The sequence below is a fragment of the Nonomuraea sediminis genome, assembly GCF_018531495.1.
GTDB classification, from domain to species: Bacteria; Actinomycetota; Actinomycetes; order Streptosporangiales; family Streptosporangiaceae; genus Nonomuraea; species Nonomuraea sediminis.
In genome coordinates this window covers 135206-158709 of the sequence record NZ_JAHDTI010000001.1, presented here as the reverse complement: position 1 = coordinate 158709, position 23504 = coordinate 135206, and the positions used below count along the sequence as shown (strand labels likewise).

Below are 23504 nucleotides of genomic sequence, written 5' to 3'. Positions count from 1 at the left end.
ATGTATCGGCCCTGACCTGGTCTGATCGTTGGATGGGTGGTTTTGACGCGGTCTACCGGGCGAGCATCGAAGATCCCGAGCGTTTCTGGGCGGAGGCGGCTCGCGGCATCGACTGGGATCAGCCGCCCACCGTCGTCTCGCAGGGGAACCGGTGGTTCCCCGACGGGCGGCTGAACACCTGCCACAACGCTCTCGACCGGCACGTCGCCGCGGGCCGCGGCGACCAGGCCGCGCTGATCTACGACAGCCCCGTCACCGGCACCGAGCGCACCTACACCTACGCAGAACTCCTCGAGCAGGTACGGCGGGCCGCGGGGATGCTGCGCGGGCTCGGCGTCGAGGCCGGCGACACCGTGGTGGTGTACATGCCGATGGTGCCCGAGGCCGTCATCGCCATGCTGGCCTGCGCCCGGATCGGCGCCGTGCACTCGGTGGTGTTCGGCGGGTTCGCCGCCAACGAGCTGGCCGTCCGGATCGACCACGCCAAGCCCAAGGTGGTGCTGTCGGCCTCGTGCGGGATCGAGCCCACCCGGGTCGTGCCCTACAAGCCACTGCTCGACGCCGCCCTCGCCCAGGCCACCCACCAGCCGGGCCACTGCGTGATCCTGCAGCGCGACCAGGCGCCCGCCGACCTCGTCCAGGGCAGGGACCTCGACTGGGCCGCCACCCTGGCCCAGGCCGACCCCGCCGACTGCGTGAGCGTGGCCGCGACCGACCCGTTGTACATCCTCTACACCTCCGGCACGACCGGCCTGCCCAAGGGCGTCGTCCGCGACAACGGCGGCCACGCGGTCGCGCTGCACTGGAGCATGTCCAACGTCTACGGCGCCGCGCCCGGCGAGGTGTACTGGGCGGCCTCCGACGTGGGCTGGGTCGTCGGCCACTCCTACATCGTCTACGGCCCGCTGCTGGCCGGCTGCACGACGGTGCTGTACGAGGGCAAGCCCGTCGGCACCCCGGACCCCGGCGCGTTCTGGCGGGTCGTGGCCATCCACGGCGTGCGCACCCTGTTCACCGCGCCGACCGCGATCAGGGCCATCAAGAAGGAGGACCCCTCCGGCGCGTTCACCGGCAAGTGGGACCTGTCGGGCCTGCGCTACCTGTTCCTGGCGGGCGAGCGGCTCGACCCCGACACCTACCACTGGGCCTGCGACCTGCTCGGCATCCCGGTGATCGACCACTGGTGGCAGACCGAGACCGGCTGGCCCATCGCCGCCAACTGCGTCGGCATCGAACCCCTGCCGATCAAGCCGGGCTCGCCCACCAAGCCCGTGCCCGGCTACGACGTGCGCATCCTGGACCCTGACGGCAACCTGTGCCCGGCGGGCGTCGAGGGCGCCGTCACGCTGCGCCTGCCGCTGCCGCCCGGCACGCTGCCGACGCTCTACCGCGACGACGAGCGCTTCGCCGAGGCGTACCTGTCGCGCTTCCCCGGCCACTACCTCACCGGCGACGGCGGCTACCTCGACGCGGACGGCTACCTGTACGTCATGGGCCGCATCGACGACGTCATCAACGTGGCCGGCCACCGGCTGTCGACCGGCGCGATGGAGGAGGTCATCGCCTCCCACCCGGACGTGGCCGAGTGCGCGGTCATCGGCGTGGCCGACGAGCTGAAGGGGCAGCTGCCCGTCGGGTTCGTGGTGCTGAAGGCCGGCGCGGACCGCGACCCGGCCGAGATCGAGCGCGAGCTGACCGCCCTGATCCGCGACAGGATCGGGCCCGTCGCCGCCTTCCGCCGCGCCGTGGTGGTCGGGAAGCTGCCGAAGACCCGCTCGGGCAAGATCCTGCGCGGCACCATGCGCGACATCGCCGCCGGCCGCCCCTACACCACGCCCTCCACGATCGAGGATCCCGCCGCGCTCGACGAGATCACCCGGTCGCTCTGACCGGGGGCGATTGGTGCGCGGGTTCGACACCCGCGGAGGAATGTTGTGGGATTCCTACATGCGTGAACGTGACCCGGGTGGTGTGGGATCGTCCTCATGAATCGAACCACGATGGGCGATCTTGCCCGGGTGGCGGTCTTCGCCGCCGTGATCGCCGTGCTCGGCCTGCCCGGAGCACTGAACGTCTTCGGCAACTCCGTCCCCATCACCCTGCAGACCTTCGGGGTGATGCTGGCCGGCGCCATCCTGGGCACCTGGCGCTCCGCGCTCGCGGTCGCCGTGCTGCTCATCCTCGTGGCCGCCGGGCTGCCCCTGCTCGCCGGCGGCCGCGGCGGGCTCGCCGTGTTCGCCGGGCCGTCGGCCGGGTTCCTCATCGGCTGGATCCCCGGCGCCGCCGTCACCGGCTGGATCGTGGAGCGCGGTGGCACCCATCCCGGCATCATCCGCCTGCTCACCGCCTGCCTGGTGGGCGGCGTCCTGGTGATCTACGCCTTCGGCATCCCCGTCCAGGCCGCCATCACCGGCATGTCGCTGAGCAAGGCGGCCCTGCTCAGCATGGTCTTCCTGCCCGGCGACGCGATCAAGGCGGTGCTCGCCTCGCTGATCGCCCGGGGCACGCAGCGGGCCTACCCCGACGCCATCCCCGCCGTCCACCAGGAGCGCGTGCGGGCGGAGACCCACTGAGCATGCCGCTCGCCGCACACGTGGTACGGCATGCCGCCGAGCGACCCCGCCACCCGGCACTGCGGGGCCCGTCGGGCGAGGTCAGCTACGGCGAGCTCGCCGCGATGATCCAGCGGGACCACGGTCACCACCCCGGTGACCTGGTCCCGCTGTCCCTGCCCGACCCCGTCCACCTCCTCGCCACCGCGCTGGCCGCCGACCTCGCGGGCGCCACCCCCCTCATCTGCGACCCCACCTGGTCCGCCGAACGCCGCGCCGCGGTCCTGTCCGGCATCCCCGCCACGCTCACGAACTCCGGCGGCGGCTGGGCGTGCTTCACCTCCGGCAGCACCGGCAGGCCGCGGGCGGTCCTGCGGAGCGCGGAGTCCTGGAGCGGATCGTTCCGCCATCTCGACGCGCTCACCGGGATCGGGCCCGACGACGTCGTGCTCGTGCCGGGCTCGCCGGTCTCCTCCCTTTACTGCTTCGCGGCCGTGCACACGCTGGCCGCCGGGGCGACCGCGGTCGTGCCGGGGCGCTGGCCCGGCGGCGACCTGGCCGCCTACCTGCGCGACGCCACGGTGGCGCACCTGGTGCCGCACCAGCTGCCCGCCGTGCTCGAGCACGACAACCGGCTGCGCGTGGCCGTGGTCGGCGGCGCGGCGCTGCGCGACCGCCCGCCCGGGCTGCACGTGGTCGCCTACTACGGCGCGACCGAGCTGTCGTTCGTCGCGGTCGACGCCGACGGCACGGGGCTGCGTCCTTTTCCCGAGGTGGAGGTCGAGGTCAGGGACGGCGAGCTGTGGGTGCGCTCGCCGTGGCTGGCCCACGGCTACCTCGCCGGAGCCGAGGGCCCCATGCGCCGCGACGCCCGCGGCTGGACGACGGTCGGCGACCTGGCCGAGCCGTACCGGCCCGGCGGTAGGCTGCGACTGCGCGGCAGGGGTGACGGCGCGATCCAGACCGGCGGCGCGACCGTTGTGCCCGAGGACGTCGAGGCCGTGCTCAGGCGGGTGCCCGGCGTGGGCGACGTGGTCGTGCTCGGCTCGCCGCACCCGGAGCTCGGCTCGGTCGTCACCGCTGTCGTCGAAGGCCCCGCCTCCCGCGCGGCCCTCGAGGCCGTGGCGCGTGGCGGGCTCGACCCGGTGCAGCGGCCCCGCCGCTGGTACAGCGCGGAGGCGCTGCCGCGCACCCCGACGGGCAAGCCCGCCCGCGCGCTCATCGCCGAGATCCTCGACCAGTTGAAGCGGCTCTGACATGACGGAAACGACACCGGTGGTGGTGGCGGCGCGCCGGACGCCGATCGGGACGGCCGGGCACGCCTTCAAGAAGCTGACCACCGAGCGGCTGGCCGCGCCCGTGATCGCGGCCGTGGCCGGCGAGCTGGGCGGGCTGCCGGTGGACGACGTCGTGCTGGGGAACTGCATGGGCCCGGGCGGGAACCTGGCGCGCGTCTCGGCGCTGGCGGCGGGGCTCGGCCACGAGGTTCCCGGGCTGACCGTGGATCGGCAGTGCGGCAGCGGGCTGGCCGCCGTCCTGGTCGCCGCCCAGGCGATCGGCAGCGGCGCGGTGGACGTGGTGATCGCCGGGGGCGTGGAGAGCGCCTCGACGGCTCCGCTGCGGACCCGGGTGGGGGCGGCCGAGCCGTACCAGCGAGCCCCCTTCGTGCCCGAGGGCCGGCCGGACCCGGACATGGGGCCCGCAGCCGAGGCGCTGGCGGCGGCGAGCTCGATCAGCAGGGAGCGGCAGGACGCCTACGCCTGCGAGAGCCACGCCAGGGCCCTGGCCACCGACTTCGAGCAGGAGATCGTGCCCATCGACGGACGCGTGACCGACCAGCGGCCGCGCCCGCTGAAGCCGGCGACGCTGGCCCGGCTGCCCGCCGCGTTCGTGGCCGGCGGGACCGTGACCGCGGGCAACTCCTCGCCCATCAGCGACGGCGCCGCGGCCGTGGCCGTCGTGCCCGAGCGGCTCCGCGCGGGCAGGCCGGGCCTGCGGCTCGTCACCGGCGCCGTGGTCGGCTGCGACCCCGAGCTGCCCGGCTGGGGCCCCGTGCCAGCAATCAGGAAATGTCTGGAAAAGTCGGGCGCTGCGATCGGGGACGTCGCGGCCGTGGAGATCGTGGAGGCCTTCGCCGCTCAGGTGCTGGCCGTCATCGACGCCGTCGGCGTCGAACGCGACCGCGTCTGCGCGGGCGGCGGAGCGCTGGCGCTCGGCCACCCCTGGGGCGCCTCCGGCGCGGTGGCCGTCACCAGGTTGTTCAGCCGCCTGGTACGTTCGGGCGCGCCGCGGGGGACACTGGGCCTGGCAGCGGCCGCGGTCGGCGGCGGCCTGGGAGTCGCCGCCCTGTTCGAGGTGGTGTGAGTGATCGAGTTGGCCGACGTCCACGTCCGGCTGGGCGAGCGGGACGTGCTGCGCGGCATCACGCTCACGCTGGCCGAGAGGCACGTCGGCGTCGTCGGCGCCAACGGGTCGGGCAAGAGCACCCTCGCCCGCCTGCTCAACGGCCTGGCCAGGCCGACCTCGGGCACCGTGACCGTGCTCGGCCTCGACACCCGCCGCGACGGCGCCAAGATCAGGCGGCGCGTCGGCTTCCTGTTCACCGACCCCGACGCGCAGATCGTCATGCCGACCGTGGCCGAGGACGTGGCCTTCTCCCTGCGCCGCAAGGGCCTGACCCGCGCGCAGGTCGACGCCCGCGTGCGCGAGATGCTCGAGCGGTACGGCCTGGGCGAGCACGCCGCCCACCCCGCCCACCAGCTGTCCGGCGGGCAGAAGCAGCTGCTCGCGCTCTGCTCGGTGATGGTGCTCGAACCCGACATCCTGGTCATGGACGAGCCCACCACCCTGCTCGACCTGCGCCACTCCCGCCGCGTCGCCGACCTCGTGCGCGACCTGGACCAGCAGGTCGTGGTCGTCAGCCACGACCTGGAGCTGCTCGAGGGCTTCGACCGGGTGCTCGTGCTGGACGAGGGCAAGATCGTCGCCGACGACGAGCCCGGCGCCGCGATCGGCTTCTACCGCAGGCTCATGTCGTGAGCGTCGGCTTCAAGCTGCTCGGACTGGCCGTCGGGTGCACGGTCCTGGTGCTGCTGCGCTCGCCGTATGCGCTGGCGGAGGCGTCGGTGTTCGTCGCGTTGCTCTACTGGCTCTCCGGGGCCGGACTCAAGGCGGCATGGGGGCAGATCCGGCCGCTGCGCTGGTTCGCGGTCCTGCTGTTCTGCAGCCAGCTGCTGTTCGCCGACCTGCCGACCGCGATCTCCTCCACGCTGCGGGTCGTGCTCGCGGTCGCGCTGGCGGGGCTCGTCACGCTCACCACGCCCACCTCCGAGCTGCTCGCCTGGCTGGACCGCCGCGGCGTGCCGCCCCGGGTATCGCTGCTGCTGTCGCTCACGCTGCGCAGCGTCCCCGTGATGACCGAGCTGGCCGTACGGGTGCGCGAGGCGCAGCGGGCCAGGGGAGTGGAGCGCAGCGTGCGCGCGTTCGCCGTGCCGCTGCTGGTCAGCGCGCTGCGCCACGCGGACGCGCTCGGCGAGGCGCTGAACGCGCGCGGCGTCGACGACTGATCACGGCTCCTGCGACGGCAGCTCCACCGTGATCGTCAGACCGCCCTCCTCGCGCGGGCTGGCGATCACGGTGCCGCCGTGCGCCTCGGTGATGACCCGCACGATCGACAGGCCCAGCCCGCTGCCCCGGTCGGAACGCAGCCGGTCGCCGTGCAGCCGGCGGAACGGCTCGAAGATCGTCTCGATCTCGTACGGTGCCACCTGCAGCCCGGAGTTGGCCACCACCAGCTCCACGATCCCGCCGCGGCGGCGGGTCGTCACCCACACCTCGCCCTTGGGGTGGTTGTGCCGGATCGCGTTCTCCACCAGGTTCTGCACGAGCCGCTCGACCAGCACCGCCTCGCCCGCCGTCGGCGCGGGGTCGAGCAGCCGGTGGATCGCCACCTCCCGCTCGGCCGCCTCGCCCGCCGCCTGGTCGAGCACGTGCTCGGCCACGTCCTGCAGGTCGAACGGCCGGCGGTCCAGCACCGCCTGCTCGCCCTCCGTCAGCGCCAGCAGCCCGTCGATCAGCCGCTCGTGGCGCGCGTTGACCAGCAGCAGCGACTCGCCGAGCCGCCGCACGTCCTCGGTGGCGTCGGGCCTGCGCACCGCGACGTCCACGAGCGTCCTGTTGATCGTCAGCGGGGTGCGCAGCTCGTGCGAGGCGTTGGCCACGAACCTGCGCTGCCCGTCGAAGGAGCGGGCCAGCCTGCCGAGCATCGTGTCGTAGATCTCGGTGAGCTCCTTGAGTTCGTCGCGCGGCCCCTCGTAACCGATCCGCTCGCTCAGGTCCTGGTGCTGCGCGATACGGCGGGCCGAGGAGGTCACGTTGCTCAGCGGGCGCAGCACCCACCCCGCCGCCCGCCACCCGATGCCGAAGGCCGCCGCCGTGCCACCGAGCACCGCCAGCGCGCCCACGGTCCGGACGTTGGACAGCGTGTCGGCCTGGTAGACCTCCCGCACCTGCATGGCCCGCAGCCTGGCCACCTCGTAGTAGTCGTCGAACCGCCCGAAACCGTTGACCCCCCAGGGCCTGTTCACCGTGATGCTGCTCGGCGTGAGCAGCCCGGCGCGGTACTCCAGGCTCTGCCGTACCACCACGTAGATCCCGACGAGCACCAGCGCGGCGAGGACGAAGAACACCCCGGCGCAGGCCAGGGCGAAACGCAACCGGATGCTCATGGAATGCGGTACCCCGATCCGGGAACGGTCTCGATGACCTGTGGTTCGCCCAGCTTCTTGCGCAGCTTCATCATCGTCGTGCGCACCGTGTTGGTGAACGGGTCGATGTGCTCGTCCCACACCCGCTCGAGTAACTCCTCCGCCGAGACCACCGCCCCCTGCGCCCGCAGCAGCTCGGCAAGCACGCCGAACTCCTTGCGGGCCAGCGGCACGTACACCCCGTCGCGGAACACCTGCCGGTGCGCCCAGTCGAGCCGGATCCCCGCCCGCTCCAGCATCGGCCGGTCCGCGGGACGGGCCCGGCGGCCCAGCGCGTGCACCCGCGCCACCAGCTCCTCGAACGCGAACGGCTTGGGCAGGTAGTCGTCGGCCCCCAGCGACAGCCCCGCCACCCGCGAGCGCACGTCGGAGGCGGCGGTCAGCATCAGCACCCGCACCAGCCAGCCGCTGTCGACCACGGTCCTGCAGACCTCGTCGCCGTGCACCTGCGGCAGGTCCCTGTCCAGGATCAGCACGTCGTACTCGTTGACGCCCAGCCGCTGCAGCGCCTCCTCGCCGTCGTAGGCCACGTCGACCGCCAGCGCCTCACCGCGCAGCCCCTCGGCGATCGAGTCGGCGAGCATGCGCTCGTCTTCGGCGACCAGAACCCGCACCCACGCCCCCTAAAGCTCGAAATGCCCGGCATCTTCCCGTAATCCGCATAACGCGGGCATAACCAGATGTGGTGACGTTCAGGTTAGCGGTCACCCGCTGAACTGCCGCTCCATGACCGTTCTGAGCCCGCCGGCCATCGTCGCGGACGCGCCCGTCTCCGGGCCCCGCCACCGGCTGTTCCTGCTCGTCCTCGCGCCGGCCGTGGCGCTGCGGGTGCTCGTCATGCTCGCCTACGACGGCGCGCAGGTCTACTGGTACGACTCGTTCGAGTACCTCGACATGGCTGGCCACCCGCGGCCCGGCGAGCAGTTCCACCCGGCCGGCTACTCCTGGTTCCTGTGGCTGCTGCGGCCCTTCCACAGCGTCCAGGTGATCGCCGGGATCCAGCACGCGCTCGGGCTCGGCGTGGCCGTGCTGATCTACCTGCTGCTGCGCCGCCACGCCGTACCCGCGTGGGGCGCGACCCTGGCGTGCTTGCCGGTGCTGTTCGACCCCGCCTTCCTGCGCCAGGAGCACGCCATCCTGTCCGACCTGCAGGTCTACGCCCTGCTGCTGGCCGCGCTCGCCGTGCTCATGTGGCACGAGCGGGTCACGGCCAGGGCGGCCGCGCTCAGCGCGCTGCTCGTCGCCCTGGCCGGGCTGACGCGCACGGCCGCCGCCCCGCTGCTGGTGCTGGTGGTCGGCTACCTACTGGTACGGCGGGCCGGATGGCGCCCCGTGGCCGCGGCCGTCGCCGCCGGGGCGCTGCCGCTGGTGGCCTACGCCTGCTGGTTCCAGGCGGTCTACGGACGCTTCGCGCTGACGGGCGCCGACGGGGTGTCGTTGTGGGCCAGGACGATGACGTTCGCCGACTGCCGGGTGATCCAGCCGCCCCCTGACCTGGCCAGGCTGTGCCCCAACGGCACCAGGCTCGACGCCGCCTCGGAGTACGTGTGGGACCCGCGCGCCCCCGTCAACCTGATGCCAGGCGGCCGCTACGCCGCCAACGACCTGGCCAAGCGGTTCGCCGTCGCGGCCGTCCTCGCCCAGCCGCTGGACTACCTGCGGGACGTGGCCGCCGACACCTCGCTGGCCTTCTCCTGGACCCCGGTGGCGCACCCCGCGCGCGTCTCGGCCGGCCTGTCGTTCCCGCACGGCTCCTCGACGCTGCCGACCGGGCAACCGCTGATCGACAAGGTGAAGGCCGAGTACGACCCGGACATCCACGGGCTGACCTCCGTCGAGCCCTACGGCACGGTCCTGTCCGCCTACACCTACCCGTGGCTCCTGCACGCCCCGGTGCTCGAGCTGGTCCTGCTGGCCGGCGGGGTGGGCGGAGCCTGGCGCGAAAGGCGGGCGCTGCTGCCGTGGGCGATCTCGGTCGCCCTGCTCGTCGGGCCCGTCGCCGTCCTCGACTTCGACCAGCGCTACGTCACTCCGGCCATCCCCTTCGCCTGCATCGCCGCCGCATTGGCGCTCCACACCCGCACACACGGGCGAAATGTTCCGTAGCATGCGAGCATCACGAGCGTTGGGGGCGCCAGGGTGCCAGGGCAGAGCGTGGGAGTGGTGGTCGATCCGGGAGTCGCCCCGGAGATCGCCGGGCTGCTGCGCGCGAACCCCCACCTGCTGTCCAGGATCAGGGCCGGCTGGGTGCCGCCGCCCGCCTTACCCGAGCAGCGGCGCAGGAGCCCGTCGGGCGTCGCGCTGCTGGCCGCCACACCCGTCGTCATCGCGCTCATGGCCGTGCTCCTGGCGTCCCCGGTACGGCCCCTCGGGTTCGTGCTGTTAGGCGCGTTCGTCTTCGTGGTGCTGATCCGCATCGCCTCGATCAACGAGGTGTCACCCGACGAACGGCCGCGCGAGCGCGAGCTGCTGGAGAAGGCCCGCCTGAACGACGGCCGCTACCTGCTGCCCGAGGACTTCGACGAGGAGGCGGCCGCGCTGCTGCGGCGCGCGCAGCAGGCCAGCACGGTCGTGCTGCACTCCCACGTCAACGCGGAAGGACTGCTCGACGGCCCGCGCAACGCCATCCTCCTGCCCGAGCAGGAATGGGAGATCGCCCGGCTGCTCGCCAAGCTGTCGGCGCTGCGCGCCGAGCACGTCGAGCTGCTCGGGCGCGGCATCGCGCCCGAGGTGGCCGCTGTCGTCGAACACCTGGAAGGGGCCCTGACCACCAGCCAGGAGGCGGTCACCGCCCGCGTCGAGGCGCTGGAGCGCTACGCCGACCACGTCGCCGAGGCCGAGCGCGCCTACCACGCCCGCGGCCAGATCGAGGAACTGCGCGCCCGGCTGCCGCGCTACGAGGAGCTCCTGGCCGAGTCGGGCGCCGACGCGCTGGCCGTACCGGAGCTGGAACGGCTCGCGCAGGACGCCGACGACCTCGAGCGCGTCCTGCGGCGCAGCGTCACCTCGGCGCAGGAGGCGTTCCGCTATCTCGAAGGCTGACACCGGACAGAGCGCCACTTAGGATCGCAAGTGTGCCCGGGCGTCATGCGAAGGTGGTCGTAGATCCGGCCGTGCCGGAGCAAATCGCGGAGCTGTTGCGTCAGAATCGCAAGATCCTTTCCCGGATGCGCACGGGCTGGGCGCCCGACTACAAGCGCCCCGCCCCCGTGATCGGTATCGCCTTACGCGCCGTCTTCACCGTGGGCGCCCTGGCGGCCGTGCTCATCGGGCTCGGCCTGTTCGGCGACCGCGCCTACTCGGCCTTCGTGGTGGCGATGTCGGTCGCCGCGCTGCTGATCATGGGAGTGGTGCTGATCCCGCGCAGGGACGCCGAGCTCGAGCGGATCATGACCGCCGAGCTCGACCTCTACGAGAGTGCCCGCGAGCACGAGGGCCACTACGTGATCCGCGAGGACCTCGACGAGCAGGGCAGGACGCTGCTGGGACGGGCGCAAGCCGCCATCGAGGCCGTCACCGACTCTTCGGTCAACGCCGAGGGCCTGCTCGACGGCATCCGCAACGCGGTCATGCTGCCCGCCCAGGAGTGGGAGATCGCCCGGCTGCTTGCCAAGCTGTCGGCGCTGCGCGCCGAGCACGAGGAGGTCGTCGCCGAGGGCATCACCCCCGAGGTGGCCGCCGTCGCCGAGCCCCTGGCCGCCGTGCTGGCGACCAGCCAGGAGGCGGTCACCGCCCGCGTCGAGGCGCTGGAACGTTACGCGGGGCATGTCGGCGAGGCCGAACGCGCCTACCGGGCGCGCAACCAGATCGAACGCTTCAGCGCCAAGCTGCCCCGCTACGAGGAACTGCTGGCCGAGTCGGGCGCCGACGGGTCGGCGGTGCCGGAGCTCGGCAGGCTGGGCGAGGACGCCGACCGCCTTGAACAGGCGCTGCGCGACAGCGTGAAGTCGGCACACGAGGCTTTTCGCCACCTGCGCGACTAAGATCAGGATGCATGGCGGAGATGGTGGTCGATCCGGGGGTACCACCCGAGGACGCTTCATTACTTCACGACAACCCGCACCTGCTGGCCAGAATGCGCCGGGGCTGGGTCGCCGACCCGCCGCCCCGGCGGATGAGCCGCCTCGGCCGCGTGACCGTGGTCGTGCTCGGCGTGCTGACCCTCGTCATCATGCTGATGGGATCCGGCGCCGTGAGCAACGGCACGGGTGCCCTGATCATCGCCCTGATCGGCGTTCCGCTGCTCATCATGGCCTTCGTCGGCGCCGACATCGTCGAGGACGACGACGTGCGCGACGAGCGGGAGGCCTTGAACAGGGCCCGCTGGTACGAGGGACGGTACGTGCTGCCGGAGGACCTGGACGAGGCCTCGCAGCGCCTGCTCGCCCGCGGCCAGGCCGCGATCAGGGCGATCACCTACTCCGCCGTCAACGTCGAAGGGCTGCTGGACGGCGTGCGCAACGCGGTCATGCTGCCCGCCCAGGAGTGGGAGATCGCCCGGCTGCTCGCCAAGCTGTCGGCCCTGCGGGCCAAGCACAGGCAGACGGTCTCCGAGGGCGTCACCCCCGAGGTGGCCGCCGTCGCGGAACCCCTGGCCCGCGCCCTGGACAGCAGCGAGAACGCGGTCGTCGCCCGGGTGGAGGCGCTCGAACGCTACGCGGCCAACGTCGCCGAGGCGGAAGGCGCCTACCGCGCCCACCACCAGATCGAGGAGTTACGCGGCCGCCTGGGCGAATACGAGGAGCTCGTCGCGGAATCGGGCGCGGACAGCTTCGCCGTACCGGAGATCAGCCGGTTGGCGCAGGAGGCCGACCAGCTCGAGCAGGCCCTGCGCCGCAGCATCACCTCCGCCCACGAAGCCTTCAGACACCTCCCCGGCGAATCATGATCGTCGACCCTTCCGTCCCCGAGCCGGACGCCCGCCTCATCCACGCCTACCCCGACCTGATCGTGCGGTTGCGCCAGGGCTGGATGCCGAAGAGGCCGCCCTCCATGAAACCGCCGGCCGTCACGCTCGTGGTCAACATCGTGGTCTGGTTCGCGCTGACGGTCTATGGATCGGTGAGCCCTGAGCTGCTCGTCGTGGCGGCGCTCTTCTCGTCCGTCGGCTTGCTCTTCTGGTTCGCCTTCACGGCGACCGACTCAAGGACACGCCACGTCCGGTGGGCCGCGCTCGCGCCAGCGGCCCGACCTGGTCGCCGTGCCCGAGCAGATGGCGCGGGCCCTCGACGCCAGCCGGGCCGCGATCGTCGCCAGGATCGAGGCGCTCGAGCGGTACGCGTGGAGCGTGGGCGAGGCGGAGCGGGCCTACCAGGCCCGGCTCCACGTCGAGGAACTGCAGGGGAACTGGCACCAGTACCAGGAGCTCGTGGCCGAGGCCGGAGTGGGCCGCCTGGCGGTGCCCGAGATCGACGAGCTGGCGGGCGAGGCCTGGCGGCTGGAGCAGGCCCTGGACACCGCGCGGCGGGCGCTGGAGCGGCTCGGGGGTTAGGCCGCCGGCTGGGCGGCGGACAGCAGCAGGTCGCAGAGCGCGTCAGCGGCGTCCAGGCGGCCGAGCTTGGAGGCCGCCTCCGCCATGGCGGCGCGGAGCGCCGGGTCCGCCAGCAGGGGCATGAGCTCGGCCAGGAGCTGGTCCGCAGTCGGGTTGGGCTCGAGGAGGGCCCGGGCGGCGCCCGAGGAGGCCAGGTAGCCCGCGTTCTTGCGCTGCTCGTCGCCGCCCGTCGGGATCAGCGGGATCAGCACCGACGGCTTGCCGATCGCCGTCAGCTCCGAGACCGTGCCCGCGCCGCTGCGTGAGATCACCACGTCCGCCGCCGCGAACAGGTCGGCCAGCTCGGGCCCGACGTAGGGGACCGGGTGGTAGCGGTCGGCCAGCTCGCGCGGCACCGCGACCGCCCGCATCTGGTCGATCCAGGCGGGGCCGCACTGGTGCACGATCTGCGCGTGCGGCAGCAGCCGCGGCAGCACCTCCGCGATCAACGTGTTGATCTGCTTGCTGCCCTGCGCGCCGCCCGTCACATAGATCAGCGGCACCTCGAAGGTCAGCCCGAAAAGGTCGTAGGCGGCCGCCTTGTCGCCGTGCAGCAGCTCGGGCCTGATCGGGTTGCCGGTCACCACGGCCTTGGCCCGCGCAGAGGCGGGCAGGTACTCGAGCGACGACTCGTGCGACAGCGCGATCCTGGTCGCCAGCCGCGACAGGATCCGGTTGGCCAGCCCCACCACGGTCGTCTGCTCGTGCATCACCAGCGGTCGGCGGATCAGCTTGGCCGCCACCCCGATCGGCACAGCCACGTACCCGCCCGTCGACAGCACCACGTCCGGCAGGTAGCGGGCCGCGTGGCCCACCGCCTGCGCCACGCCCACCGGGATGCGGAACACGTCGGCGATGTTGGTGCCCAGCTCCTTGATGTTCGGCCGGCGGCGCAGCTTGCCCGTGGTGATCGCCTTGAACGGGATGCCGTGCTCGGCGGTGATGCGGGCCTCCAACCCGTTCGCCGTGCCCACCCACAACACGTCGAGCGGCAACTGGCGCCGCTGGACCGCGGACAGGGTGGTCAGAGCCGGGTAGGTGTGACCGCCGGTGCCGCCACCGGTGATCAGCAGTCGCAGGGTTCGAGACATGCGATCAGAGTATGGCCGCACAGCGGAACCCCGTGTGCCCGGTCGACGAGTCCGGCGTGTTCGCCGTCCTCGCGGCCACCCGATAGCGGTTGCAGTAGGAATCATGGCACATGTACGAGCCGCCCCTCATGACCTTGGCCGTTCCCGTCTCCGGGCCCACCGGGTCCTCGGCGTGAGGCGGCCAGGAGGTGCCCCACCAGTCGGCCGTCCACTCCCAGACATTTCCCGAGACGTTGTACAGGCCGTAGCCGTTGGGCTGGAAAGACTTCACCGGCATCGTGTCCCTGCTCGGCGCGGTGGGGAAGTGGCCCTGCCAGATGTTGCACCGCTGCCTGCCGTTCGGCGCCAGCTCGTCGCCCCACGGGTACCGCTTGCGCTCCAGGCCGCCGCGGGCCGCCATCTCCCACTCGGCCTCGGTCGGCAGCCGCTTGCCCGCCCACGTGGCGTAGGCGGCCGCGTCGTGCCACGACACGTGCACCACCGGGTGGTTCTGCCTGGCGGAGATCGACGAGCCCGGCCCCTCGGGCGAACGCCACGTCGCGCCCTCCACGCCCACCCACCAGGGCGCCTGCGGGACGGTCGCGTCCATGATCCCGTGCCTGGCGAACTGGCGGAACACGAACGACCAGCCGATCGACTCCGCCTCGGTGACGTAGCCGGTCTCCTTCACGAACGTGGCGAACTGGGCGTTCGACACGCACGCCGGATCGATCCGGAACGGCGCCAGCCGTACCTCGCGGACCGGGCCCTCACCGTCCTCGGGCCGCCCGTCGGGGTCGTCGCCGCCCATCAGGAACCTGCCGCCCGGGACGGGCACCATGCCGCGCGGCTGGTGCCGCGGCTCGACCCTGACCTGGTACGGCGGAGCCTGCGCAGCTCTGCTCGGCCCGCAACACGCGCTACCCACCCGAGGAAGGGTAGCCTGCTTCGCCGTACCGGCCGCGTACCGGTAGCGTCATCAGTATGCGACTCGGCGTGCTGGACATCGGTTCGAACACCGTCCATTTACTGGTCGTCGACGCCCACCGCGGCGCTCGGCCGATTCCGGCGTACTCCCACAAGGAAGAACTGCGCCTCAACGAGTTGATCAACGCCGACAACCGACTGACGGACGAGGCCGTGGAGCGGCTGGGCGACTTCACCGAGGAAGCGCAGCGCATCGCCGAGGACAAGGGCGTGGAGGACTTCCTCGCCTTCGCCACCTCGGCCGTTCGCGAGGCCGTCAACGGCGAGGAGGTTCTGGCCAGGGTCGAGCAGCGCTGCGGGCTCAACCTGCAGGTCCTCTCGGGGCGTGACGAGGCCCGCCTGACGTTCCTGGCCGTGCGCCGCTGGTTCGGCTGGTCGTCGGGGCGGCTGCTGGCCTTCGACATAGGGGGTGGCTCGCTGGAGATCGCCGCCGGGGTCGACGAGGAGCCCGACGTGGCCGTCTCCATGCCGCTCGGCGCGGGACGGCTGACCCGCGGCTGGTTCACCGCCGACCCGCCGTCCGCCGACGAGCTCCGTAAGCTGCGCAAGCACGTCCGCGCCGAGATCGCCCGCACGGTCGGCGACGTCGTCAGGTACGGCGAGCCCGACCGAGCCGTGGCCACCTCCAAGACCTTCAAGCAGCTGGCCCGCATCGCCGGGGCGGCCCCCTCGAGCGACGGGCTCTACGTGTCCCGCTCGCTCACCCGCGAATCCATGGCCGAGTGGGCGGCCAAACTCACCACCATGAGCTCCGCCGAACGCGCCCAGCTGTCCGGCGTCTCCGAAGGCCGCGCCACCCAGCTGGCCGCGGGAGCGCTCGTCGCCGACGCGGCCATGGACCTGTTCGAAGTGGACCGCCTGGAGATCTGCCCCTGGGCCCTCCGCGAAGGCGTCATCCTCCGCCGCCTCGACATCCTCTGAAGGCCTGGCTACGGTCAGGTCCGGGAATGGGCCTTGGGGATGACCGTCGTCCCGGTGGCCCTGACGACCACGACGGGCTCAGGGAGGACGTCGGCGGCGCTCGGGGCCAGGTCGTAGCGTGAGGCGACCACCTTGCGCGCCTCGAACGCCACGGTCCTGCTCGTGTTCCCGACGCGGGTGACCCGCCCGGTGGCCTCGATGAAGTCACCGGCATAGACCGGGGCGAGGAACTCGATGTTCGCATAGCCGGCGAACAGCCCCTCGTCCCCGTCCGTGATGATCGCGATCTCGGTGATCACGTCGCCGAACAGCTTGAGGATCCGGGCGCCCTCGACCAGGTTGCCCCCGTAGTGCGCCTCCTCCTGGCCGATGCGGACGCGCAGGGTGGCGGTGATCTCTTCGGACATGACTTCCTACCTTTTCGGGACGGTTTCGATGGCGGCGTCGACGGCCCATGAGCCGGCCTGGCCGATGATCAGTGGGTTGACGTCGATCGTGGTGATCTCCGGGTGCGCGGATCCGAGTTCGGCGAGCGCCAGGAGGGTGTCGATGACGCCGTCCGCAGGGAGCGCGCCGCCGCGCGCCCGCGTGAGCATCCGGCCCACCGTGCTGCGGGCCAGCAGCCGGAGCGCGGCCTCGCGGTCGAGCGGGCCGACGTGCACGGCGACGTCGTCGAGTTCCTCGGCCCACACCCCTCCGAGGCCGATCAGGAGGGTGGGGCCGAACTGCGGGTCGCGGGCGTATCCGAGCAGCACGTCGAGCGTTCCGCCGACCTGCTCCATGACCAGCAGCGTCGCGCCGGGACCCGCTTTGGCGAGGATCGCCGCTCCTGCCTCCCGCACGGCGTCCGGCCCGGTGAGGCCCACCTGGACCAGGCCGAGGTCGCTCTTGTGCAGGAGCCCGGGGGCCACGGCCTTCACCACCGCGGTGCCGCCGATCTCGCGGGCGGCGTCCGCGGCCTCCTCCGGCGTGTCCGCCGGGATCCGCTTCGGCACCCGCACGCCGTACGACGACAGCACGTCCAGCGCCACCTCCTCGGTGAGCGGGGTGCCCTCGGCCAGCCGATGGTGGCGGCGGGCCGGGCCGGGAACGGCGAGCGGGTCGGGCGCGGCGGCGGCCAGCCGGCCGAGGGCGGTCAGGGCCGGCCGGGCGCCGCGCAGCAGCGGAACCCGGCGGGCCCGGCACAGGTCGGCGAGGGCGGGGTCGGGGTCCTGGCTGGCCGGGCTGAGGAAGACGGGCATCCTGCCGGTCTCCGCCGCCGCGTCGGCCAGGTATCCGGCCAGGTCGCGGCCGAGCCGCTTCTCGTACTGGCCGCACCAGGCCTGCTGGTCGATCGAGACGACGAGGACGTCGCCCGGCTCGTGGGCGGCGGCGCGCAGCGCGTCCGGGTAGACCTCGGGATAGTCGTCCACGCCCCACGGGTCCAGCGGGTTGGCCACGTGGAAGTCGGGCCACCGCTCGCACAGGGCGGCGGCGGCCGACGTGCTCATCGGGGGCAGCTCCAGTCCCGCGTCCTCGGCCAGATCGGCCAGCAGGTTGCCCTCGCCGCCGGAGTTCGTCACGATGTGGACCCGCCTGCCTCCGGGCCGCCGCCCGGTGCCGAGGATCTCGCCGAAGGTCAGCAGCTCGTCCAGATCCTCGGCGATCACCGCACCCGCCTGGCGCAGCGCGGCCGTGGCGACCCGGTACGGCGCGGCCAGCTTGCCCGAGTGCGCGGCTACCCCGGCGCGGGAGGTCTCGGTGCGGCCGACCACGCAGACCGCGAGCTGCTTGCCCGCCTCGGCCAGGCGCCGGGCCGCCGCCAGGAACCCCGTCGGGTCGGTGAACCCCTCCACCAGCGCGATGACCGCGCCGGTGGCCGGGTCCCCGGCGAAGAAGCGCAGGTATTCGGCCATGCCGGTGGCGGACTCCGACCCGGTGGAGACCGCGGTGGAGATCGGCACCCGGCCGCCGGAGTTGACGACCGCCTCGACGACGGCGCCGCTCTGTGCCAGGACCGCGACCCGGCCGCGCCGTACATGCTCGGGGACGGTGCCGACGTACGGCGCGGCTCCCGTGACCAGATCGACCACGCCCATGCAGTTCGGGCCGACGACCCGGATGCCGTGCTGGGCGGCCAGCGGCGCGAGGCCCGCCTCCAGCCGTTTCGCGGCCGCGCCCGAGTCGGTGAAGCCGCCGCCGGGGATCACGAAGTTGCGCGCCCCGGCCGCGACGGACTCCTCGACCACGCCGAGGACGCGCTCGGTCGCGACCTGCACGACCACGACGTCCGGCGGCGCGGGCAGCTCGGCCACGGCCGAGACGGCGCGCAGCCCGGCGATCTCGTCATACCGGCCGTTGACCGGGGTGAGGACGCCGCCGAACCCGAGGGCACGGCAGTTGTCCAGCGCGACGCGCCCCACGAACGTCCTGGGGGAGGCGCCCACCACCGCGATGGAGCGCGGCCGGAGCAGGGAGCTGAGGTCCATGTCGTCGACTGTGCGCCCGCCGGGCCCGCGGACGGCAGGGGCAACCTGTCCGGGGATGCGGCCAGAGCCGTACACCTTGTCCGTGGCCACCCGCGGACACGGGGGGAAGACTGCCGTACATGCCTGAAAGATTCGACGCCTACGTCGTGGAACAGGGCGTTCGCGAGATACGCCGCCTCGGCCTTGACGACCTCGGCGAGGGAGACGTGACCATCCGCGTCACCTGGTCGGGGGTCAACTACAAGGATGGCCTGGCCACCGTGGCGGACGGGAAGGTGGCTCGGATCAGCCCGCTCGTCCCCGGGATCGACCTGGCCGGAACCGTCGTGGAGGGAGGCGGCTACGCGCCTGGCACTCCGGTCCTGGTGCACGGGTACGACCTGGGAGTCGCCCACCACGGCGGATACTCCGCCTACGCGCGAGTGCCTGCGCAGTGGGTGGTGCCGCTGCCGTCCGGGCTCACCGACCGCGAGGCGATGAGCCTCGGTACGGCGGGCTTCACCGCCGCGCTCAGCGTGCACCAGCTGGAGGCACGCGGGCTCCGGCCGCAGGACGGGCCCGTCCTGGTGACGGGCGCGACCGGCGGCGTGGGCAGCGTGGCCGTCGGGATCCTGGCCGCTCGCGGCTACGAGGTGGTCGCCTCGACCGGGAAGTCCGCGGCGGCCGGCTGGCTGCGCGGGCTGGGGGCGGCCGAGGTGGCCGACCGGATCGGCGCCGCGGGCAGGCCGCTGGAGCAGGAGCGCTGGGCGGGCGCGGTCGACTGCGTCGGCGGGGAGACGCTCGCCGCCGTGCTGGCCACCCTCCGGTACGGCGCGGCCGTCGCGGCCAGCGGCAACACCGGCGGCCCGAAGCTCGGCACGACGGTGTTCCCGTTCATCCTGCGCGGCGTCGCGCTGCTGGGGGTGGACTCCGTCCGCTGCCCCATCGAGCTCCGGCGCGACCTGTGGCGCAGGCTGTCGGAAGACCTGCGCCCGAAGGGCCTCGACACAATCGCCACCCAGGAGGTCGGCCTCGAGGGGCTGGGCCCGGCGCTGGACCGCGTCCTGGCCGGCGGGAACCAGGGACGCACCCTGGTCCGCCTAGCCTCGTAGCACGTCGAGCGCCATGATCGCCGTGTGCAGGGAGGTGCAGGTCCGCGCGTCGGACAGGTCCACGCCCAGGACCCGTTCGATCGCTGCCAGCCGCTGGTAGAAGACCTGCCTGGACAGATGCGCGGCGTCCGCCGCGGCCGACTTGTTGCGCTTCCCGTCCGACAGGAAGGCGCGCAACGCGTCGAGCAGGCCGGCGTCGTGGCGCGCGTCGTAGCTGAGCAGCGCGCCGAGCGTCCGCTCGACGTAGTCCTGCAGGCGGCTGTCGTCGCGAAGCGCGTGGAGCAGGCCGCGAAGCTGGACGTCGGCCAGTTCGTAGTACAGCTTGCCGCCCTTCTCGCCGCCTACCGCGTCCGCCACGTGCTCGGCCTCGGCGAACGTGCGTGACACCTCGGCCAGGCCGCGCACGCCGGGACCGGCGGCGGTCACCGCGTCCGGGACCTGTGCCAGGATCTGCTCGGACAGCCGGGTCAGGGCCCGGTGACGGTCACCGGGGGAGTCCAGGCTGAGCAGCACGCCCAACAGCCCCTCCTTCACCGGTGCCACCAGGGCTCTCATGCCGGTGGCCCGCACGGCGTCCGCGACCGTGCTCGGGTCCTCGTCGGCAGGCCGTACGACCACAGCGACCAAGGTACGGCGGGCCACCGGCACGCCCAGAGCGGTGGCGCGCACCTCCATCTCCGAGACGCTCGTGTAGCGGCGGCCGACGATGTCGGTCAGGAGCGACCGGTGCGCCTGCCGCTCCGGCGAGACCGGGTCGGTCATCCTGCTCAGCTCGAGCGCGGTGGCCGCCCGGCGCATGATGGCGTCCACGGCGGGGCCGGTCTCCCCGTCGGGGACGAGCACCAGGCGGCCCCAGGGCCGGCCGCGCGCCTCGACCGGCGTGACCACCCAGTGGGCCTCCGCCGCCCGGGAGCGGGCCTCCCAGCCCGCGAGCAGCTCCTCGACAGGCGCGTCCGCCGGGGAGCAGGCCAGCACCTGGCGGGCCAGGTTCTCCAGCACGACGGGGCACCCGGTCAGCCGGGACACCGCCCGCACGATGTCCGCGGCCCCCGCGCCCCGCACGCAGAGGGCGGTGAACAGGTCCGCGGCCTCCTCCGCCGAGCGCAGCGCGGTGACGCGGGCGTCGACGATCAGCGAGTGCACCGCCTCGGTGACCTTCACGAACCGCACCTCGCTGCGCAGGGCGACGAGCGGGAGGTCCCGGCGCGCGCACGCCCGCACGAGCGCCGGCGGGAGCTCGGCGAACCGCCTGCCCAGCTCGATCACCAGCCCGGCGACGCCCGCGTCGGCCAGGCCGTCCGCGTAGGAGCGCAGCGCCTGCTCCGACTGCGGCAGCACGATGCCGGTGGTCAGGATCAGTTCGCCGCCCTGCAGCAGCGTCGCGATGTCGGGAAGCTCGCTGACGTGCACCCAGCGCACCTGCCGCGACAGCTGTCCGTCGGCGGCCATGACGGCCGGCTGCCCGAGCCGGAGGACGGGCAGCTCCAGCACGTCCGCCACGGTGGGCAGGCCTGTCATGGGATCGTCGAGCACCTCGACACCTTTCTCGAAGCGGCGCTGACCCTCAGACTGCGGACTCGCGGCTGTTATCGGCAGTCGCCAGAGCGTAACTGATCACGCTCGTCTGATGACACTGTGCAATCCCGGGCGCTTATCAGGATCTAGCACTTGCCGCTCTACAAAGGTCCTCGAATCTCGACGCGCCGGCCTTGCCCGTGCGTTCCACAGAAAAGGATCATTGTTGTGAATCATGCACAAGCGGCTGACGTCCGGAGCCCACTGCGGGCGGGGGGCCCGCGCCTGCGAATGACCGCCGCCGCGGCCATGGCGTGCCTCGCCTGGGCAGGGCCGGCGGCGGATCCGTCCGCCGCGAACGCTGCCGCTTCCGCCGTGAACTGGAAACCCTGTCCGTCCTACTCCGACGAGGCGATCCGGGGAATGGGCCTGCCGGCGGAGCAGATACCGGCGTTCCGCGCCCAGATGAAGCGCTTGGAATGCGGAACCGTCAACGTCCCACTCGACCACAGCCACCCCGGCGGCCGGAAGATCAGCATCGCGATCACCCGGCTCGGCGCCGTCGACAGGAAGCACCGGCTCGGCGCCATCACCGTCCTCCCCGGCGGTCCGGGCAACTACGGATACCTGGACCCCGTCCTCAGGGTCATGCTCAGGAACCAGGAGAGCGCGCGGCTCAACGACCGGTACGACATCATCGGCTTCGATCCCCGAGGCGTGAACTACAGCACCAAGGTCGACTGCGAGAATCCGCCGCGCCCTCCGGGCGGGCAGCCGGGCACCCTGACCGAGGAGGCGGCTCATCGGATGTATGACGCCCAGGTGGCCGACAACGGCTCCTGCGGGCGCTCCGATCCTGCCTTCCTCCGGCAGCTCACCACCGCCAACGTGGCCAAGGACCTGGACCTGGTCCGGGCCGCGCTGGGCGAGCTCAGGCTCAACCTGCTCGGCGTGTCCTGGGGCACCTGGCTGGGCGTGCTGTACCGCAGCACCTTCCCCGGCCACACGGGACGCGTCTTCCTGGACAGCGTGGCGCCGCCCTGGACCCGCCTCGACGAACACGTGGCGGGCAACGCTGCCGCCGCCGAGCGTAACTTCGGCCGGATGGCGGCGTGGCTGGCGCGAAACGACAAGACGTACGGCTTGGGCGCCACCGCGGAGCAGGTGCGCGAAGCGGTTCTGCGGCTGCGTCGCGACTACGAGGAGAACCCCAGGACGTTCACCGACCTGAGGATGCCCGTCGACGGGATGGCCGTCGCCGATCTGGCCCGCAGGAGCTCGCCCGACTGGCCGCGGGCGGGCAAGGCGCTGGCCGAGCTGCTGAACGCGACCGGCGGCACCGCGCCGCCCACTGTCAAGGAGATCTTCGGCGCCGAACCGGGCCGGCCCGCGGCGGGCACGCCCGAGTGGGCCAACATGACGATGAACCGGGCGGTCATGTGCAACGAGGACAGCAGCCGGCAAGGGTTCTCCTCCGCGTGGGCCGACTACCAGCAGCGGCTCGAGCGCTATCCGGTGACCGGCCCCGCGTTCGGTTTCGGCGCCGGGTGCGCGGGCTGGCCGCTGCCCGTGCAGGAGACCCGGGTGAAGCGCGGTAGCGGGCCGCTGGTCCTGGCCGGTCACCGCCACGAGTTCATGTCCGCGTACGAGTGGACGCTGCAGACGTGGCGTGCCGTCGGCGGCAAGGTCTACACGGTCGACGACGACGTGCACGGGTCGGCCACACGCGTCCCGGAGTGCGCTGTCGACGTGGTGCGCTACTTCAACACCGGCCGAATCGACCACGGCTGCGACGGTACGAAGCTCCCGGCTTCCTGATCGGCGTTCGTCCGAACCCGCCCAGCTGTGCGGGCGTTGCGTTCAGGGGGTTGGTCGCCGCCGCGCGAACGGCACCGCACCAGCGTGCCTGCGCTGGTCCGGCCGAGCGCGCGGTTCTCCATGGCCGGCGTCCGCAGGGACGGTGGCGTCGGGCTCTGGTCCCGTAGGTTGTCCGGCCGTGGATTTACCATTGGGGCGGTTGCTCCGTACCCGGCGTGGCTTGGGCGTCTTCTTCCTCCACCTGCACATAACCCGCGGAATGAACGGCGAGACCCAAGATCGCGCCAACCAGGATCGCGATCCCGGCGATCGGCATGATGTGCCAGAAAGCGGCGACCACCCCGACGAACCCGAGCCCGAGCGAAACCTGCTGCGCTATCAGCACGAGACCGGAACTCGTCATGCGCCGACGATAGGTTTCGTGCCGGTTCAACATGATGAGAGCTGACAAGAGCGGGATCGCCAAGGAGAAGGCGATCACGCAGATCGTGGCGGACAGATCCAGGGAAGCCGCTCCCGAGGTCAGGAACGGCTGCACCAAGACGGCTCCGATACCGATCAAGCCGCCGTACATCACGTTGTTCTGCCGGAGGGTCTCCTCCTCGTGCGCTGCCGACCGCTTCCGCCACCATTCCGCATGTGCGGCGGCCTTCCGCTTCCACCACGCTTCGTTCGCTATGTTCTCGTCCGCGATGTTCTCGTCAGTGATGTTCTCATCCATGGCGACCATTGTGCAGATGGCGCGAGCCCGCCTCTACCGGCCACTGCTCCCGCCTGCTGATGAAC

The 23504-nt window shown here is 72.5% G+C and carries 22 protein-coding genes; 14 read left to right on the top strand and 8 right to left on the bottom strand.

Translation table 11 applies throughout. The features are described from left to right. Positions 1-32: 32 nt before the first annotated feature. The 6 genes from KIK09_RS00725 to KIK09_RS00700 all read left to right on the top strand — a co-directional run bounded on the left by KIK09_RS00725 (position 33) and on the right by KIK09_RS00700 (position 6118). Complete coding sequence (locus tag KIK09_RS00725; protein ID WP_214316645.1) at positions 33-1889, top strand: propionyl-CoA synthetase; 1857 nt, start codon at positions 33-35, stop codon at positions 1887-1889. Positions 1890-1985: 96 nt separating this feature from the next. Then, the gene (locus KIK09_RS00720) at positions 1986-2573 is read left to right on the top strand and encodes a biotin transporter BioY (protein ID WP_214316644.1); all 588 of its coding nucleotides are present in this window, start codon (positions 1986-1988) and stop codon (positions 2571-2573) included. A gap of 2 nt (positions 2574-2575) precedes the next feature. Beyond that, positions 2576-3808, top strand: coding sequence for an AMP-binding protein (locus KIK09_RS00715; protein WP_214316643.1), 1233 nt, complete (start codon positions 2576-2578; stop codon positions 3806-3808). A 1-nt stretch (position 3809) separates the two neighbouring features. Further along, complete coding sequence (locus KIK09_RS00710; protein WP_214316642.1) at positions 3810-4916, top strand: thiolase family protein; 1107 nt, start codon at positions 3810-3812, stop codon at positions 4914-4916. Then, positions 4917-5591 carry an energy-coupling factor ABC transporter ATP-binding protein gene (locus tag KIK09_RS00705; protein ID WP_214316641.1) on the top strand — a complete coding sequence of 225 codons (675 nt, stop codon included), beginning with the start codon at positions 4917-4919 and terminating at the stop codon, positions 5589-5591. It abuts the gene before it with no gap. Then, positions 5588-6118 carry an energy-coupling factor transporter transmembrane component T family protein gene (locus tag KIK09_RS00700; RefSeq protein ID WP_214316640.1) on the top strand — a complete coding sequence of 177 codons (531 nt, stop codon included), beginning with the start codon at positions 5588-5590 and terminating at the stop codon, positions 6116-6118. Before KIK09_RS00705 ends, KIK09_RS00700 begins: the two co-directional genes overlap by 4 nt. Here the strand turns inward: KIK09_RS00700 and KIK09_RS00695 are convergent, their stop codons facing one another. Continuing rightward, complete coding sequence (locus KIK09_RS00695; protein ID WP_214316639.1) at positions 6119-7279, bottom strand: sensor histidine kinase; 1161 nt, start codon at positions 7277-7279, stop codon at positions 6119-6121. It lies immediately after the preceding gene. Beyond that, positions 7276-7932 carry a response regulator transcription factor gene (locus KIK09_RS00690; RefSeq protein WP_214316638.1) on the bottom strand — a complete coding sequence of 219 codons (657 nt, stop codon included), beginning with the start codon at positions 7930-7932 and terminating at the stop codon, positions 7276-7278. The genes KIK09_RS00695 and KIK09_RS00690 overlap by 4 nt, the downstream gene beginning before the upstream one ends. A 112-nt stretch (positions 7933-8044) precedes the next feature. On the opposite strand from KIK09_RS00690, the gene KIK09_RS00685 reads away from it, so the two are divergent. The 5 genes from KIK09_RS00685 (at position 8045) to KIK09_RS00665 (ending at position 12809) form a co-directional block, all read left to right on the top strand. Further along, entirely contained in the window at positions 8045-9424 is a 1380-nt protein-coding gene (locus KIK09_RS00685; protein WP_214316637.1) for a hypothetical protein, read from the top strand. Between the two features lie 57 nt (positions 9425-9481). Further along, on the top strand, positions 9482-10360 hold the full coding sequence (locus KIK09_RS00680) for a hypothetical protein (RefSeq protein ID WP_308163865.1): 879 nt from the start codon (positions 9482-9484) through the stop codon (positions 10358-10360). Between the two features lie 125 nt (positions 10361-10485). Next, complete coding sequence (locus KIK09_RS00675; RefSeq protein ID WP_250572470.1) at positions 10486-11301, top strand: hypothetical protein; 816 nt, start codon at positions 10486-10488, stop codon at positions 11299-11301. A gap of 11 nt (positions 11302-11312) precedes the next feature. Beyond that, positions 11313-12206 carry a hypothetical protein gene (locus tag KIK09_RS00670; protein ID WP_250572469.1) on the top strand — a complete coding sequence of 298 codons (894 nt, stop codon included), beginning with the start codon at positions 11313-11315 and terminating at the stop codon, positions 12204-12206. A gap of 312 nt (positions 12207-12518) precedes the next feature. After that, complete coding sequence (locus KIK09_RS00665) at positions 12519-12809, top strand: hypothetical protein (protein WP_214316636.1); 291 nt, start codon at positions 12519-12521, stop codon at positions 12807-12809. Here the strand turns inward: KIK09_RS00665 and KIK09_RS00660 are convergent. Both KIK09_RS00660 and KIK09_RS00655 read right to left on the bottom strand, forming a co-directional pair. Next, positions 12806-13939 carry a UDP-N-acetylglucosamine--N-acetylmuramyl-(pentapeptide) pyrophosphoryl-undecaprenol N-acetylglucosamine transferase gene (locus tag KIK09_RS00660; RefSeq protein ID WP_214316635.1) on the bottom strand — a complete coding sequence of 378 codons (1134 nt, stop codon included), beginning with the start codon at positions 13937-13939 and terminating at the stop codon, positions 12806-12808. The genes KIK09_RS00665 and KIK09_RS00660 overlap by 4 nt on opposite strands. 4 nt (positions 13940-13943) lie before the next feature. Next, on the bottom strand, positions 13944-14846 hold the full coding sequence (locus KIK09_RS00655; protein ID WP_308163864.1) for an SUMF1/EgtB/PvdO family nonheme iron enzyme: 903 nt from the start codon (positions 14844-14846) through the stop codon (positions 13944-13946). 56 nt (positions 14847-14902) lie between these two features. Here KIK09_RS00655 and KIK09_RS00650 point away from each other — a divergent pair, with 56 nt between their 5' ends. Then, positions 14903-15826, top strand: coding sequence for a Ppx/GppA family phosphatase (locus KIK09_RS00650; protein ID WP_214316634.1), 924 nt, complete (start codon positions 14903-14905; stop codon positions 15824-15826). 14 nt (positions 15827-15840) lie between these two features. Here KIK09_RS00650 and kal read toward each other — a convergent pair whose 3' ends face one another. After that, positions 15841-16233, bottom strand: a complete 393-nt coding sequence (gene kal, locus KIK09_RS00645; protein WP_214316633.1) for a 3-aminobutyryl-CoA ammonia lyase — start codon at positions 16231-16233, stop codon at positions 15841-15843. A gap of 6 nt (positions 16234-16239) precedes the next feature. Next, positions 16240-18294, bottom strand: coding sequence for an acetate--CoA ligase family protein (locus KIK09_RS00640; RefSeq protein WP_214316632.1), 2055 nt, complete (start codon positions 18292-18294; stop codon positions 16240-16242). A 119-nt stretch (positions 18295-18413) separates the two neighbouring features. Here KIK09_RS00640 and KIK09_RS00635 point away from each other — a divergent pair, with 119 nt between their 5' ends. After that, the gene (locus KIK09_RS00635; RefSeq protein WP_214316631.1) at positions 18414-19385 is read left to right on the top strand and encodes an acrylyl-CoA reductase family protein; all 972 of its coding nucleotides are present in this window, start codon (positions 18414-18416) and stop codon (positions 19383-19385) included. Here KIK09_RS00635 and KIK09_RS00630 read toward each other — a convergent pair. After that, the gene (locus KIK09_RS00630) at positions 19374-20918 is read right to left on the bottom strand and encodes a PucR family transcriptional regulator (protein WP_214316630.1); all 1545 of its coding nucleotides are present in this window, start codon (positions 20916-20918) and stop codon (positions 19374-19376) included. The two genes, KIK09_RS00635 and KIK09_RS00630, sit on opposite strands and share 12 nt — an antisense overlap. A 357-nt stretch (positions 20919-21275) precedes the next feature. On the opposite strand from KIK09_RS00630, the gene KIK09_RS00625 reads away from it, so the two are divergent. Continuing rightward, complete coding sequence (locus KIK09_RS00625) at positions 21276-22718, top strand: alpha/beta fold hydrolase (protein WP_214316629.1); 1443 nt, start codon at positions 21276-21278, stop codon at positions 22716-22718. Between the two features lie 184 nt (positions 22719-22902). Here the strand turns inward: KIK09_RS00625 and KIK09_RS00620 are convergent, their stop codons facing one another. Next, on the bottom strand, positions 22903-23439 hold the full coding sequence (locus KIK09_RS00620) for an MFS transporter (protein WP_214316628.1): 537 nt from the start codon (positions 23437-23439) through the stop codon (positions 22903-22905). Between the last annotated feature and the right edge of the window lie 65 nt (positions 23440-23504).

Coding starts and splice junctions, on each gene's coding strand:
- kal (WP_214316633.1), bottom strand. CDS start 16,233: ATGTCCGAAGAGATCACCGCCACCCTGCGCGTCCGCATCGGCCAGGAG.
- KIK09_RS00710 (WP_214316642.1), top strand. CDS start 3,810: ATGACGGAAACGACACCGGTGGTGGTGGCGGCGCGCCGGACGCCGATC.
- KIK09_RS00620 (WP_214316628.1), bottom strand. CDS start 23,439: ATGGATGAGAACATCACTGACGAGAACATCGCGGACGAGAACATAGCG.
- KIK09_RS00635 (WP_214316631.1), top strand. CDS start 18,414: ATGCCTGAAAGATTCGACGCCTACGTCGTGGAACAGGGCGTTCGCGAG.
- KIK09_RS00675 (WP_250572470.1), top strand. CDS start 10,486: ATGCGCACGGGCTGGGCGCCCGACTACAAGCGCCCCGCCCCCGTGATC.
- KIK09_RS00660 (WP_214316635.1), bottom strand. CDS start 13,939: ATGTCTCGAACCCTGCGACTGCTGATCACCGGTGGCGGCACCGGCGGT.
- KIK09_RS00640 (WP_214316632.1), bottom strand. CDS start 18,294: ATGGACCTCAGCTCCCTGCTCCGGCCGCGCTCCATCGCGGTGGTGGGC.
- KIK09_RS00670 (WP_250572469.1), top strand. CDS start 11,313: ATGGCGGAGATGGTGGTCGATCCGGGGGTACCACCCGAGGACGCTTCA.
- KIK09_RS00685 (WP_214316637.1), top strand. CDS start 8,045: ATGACCGTTCTGAGCCCGCCGGCCATCGTCGCGGACGCGCCCGTCTCC.
- KIK09_RS00715 (WP_214316643.1), top strand. CDS start 2,576: ATGCCGCTCGCCGCACACGTGGTACGGCATGCCGCCGAGCGACCCCGC.
- KIK09_RS00650 (WP_214316634.1), top strand. CDS start 14,903: ATGCGACTCGGCGTGCTGGACATCGGTTCGAACACCGTCCATTTACTG.
- KIK09_RS00695 (WP_214316639.1), bottom strand. CDS start 7,279: ATGAGCATCCGGTTGCGTTTCGCCCTGGCCTGCGCCGGGGTGTTCTTC.
- KIK09_RS00720 (WP_214316644.1), top strand. CDS start 1,986: ATGAATCGAACCACGATGGGCGATCTTGCCCGGGTGGCGGTCTTCGCC.
- KIK09_RS00725 (WP_214316645.1), top strand. CDS start 33: ATGGGTGGTTTTGACGCGGTCTACCGGGCGAGCATCGAAGATCCCGAG.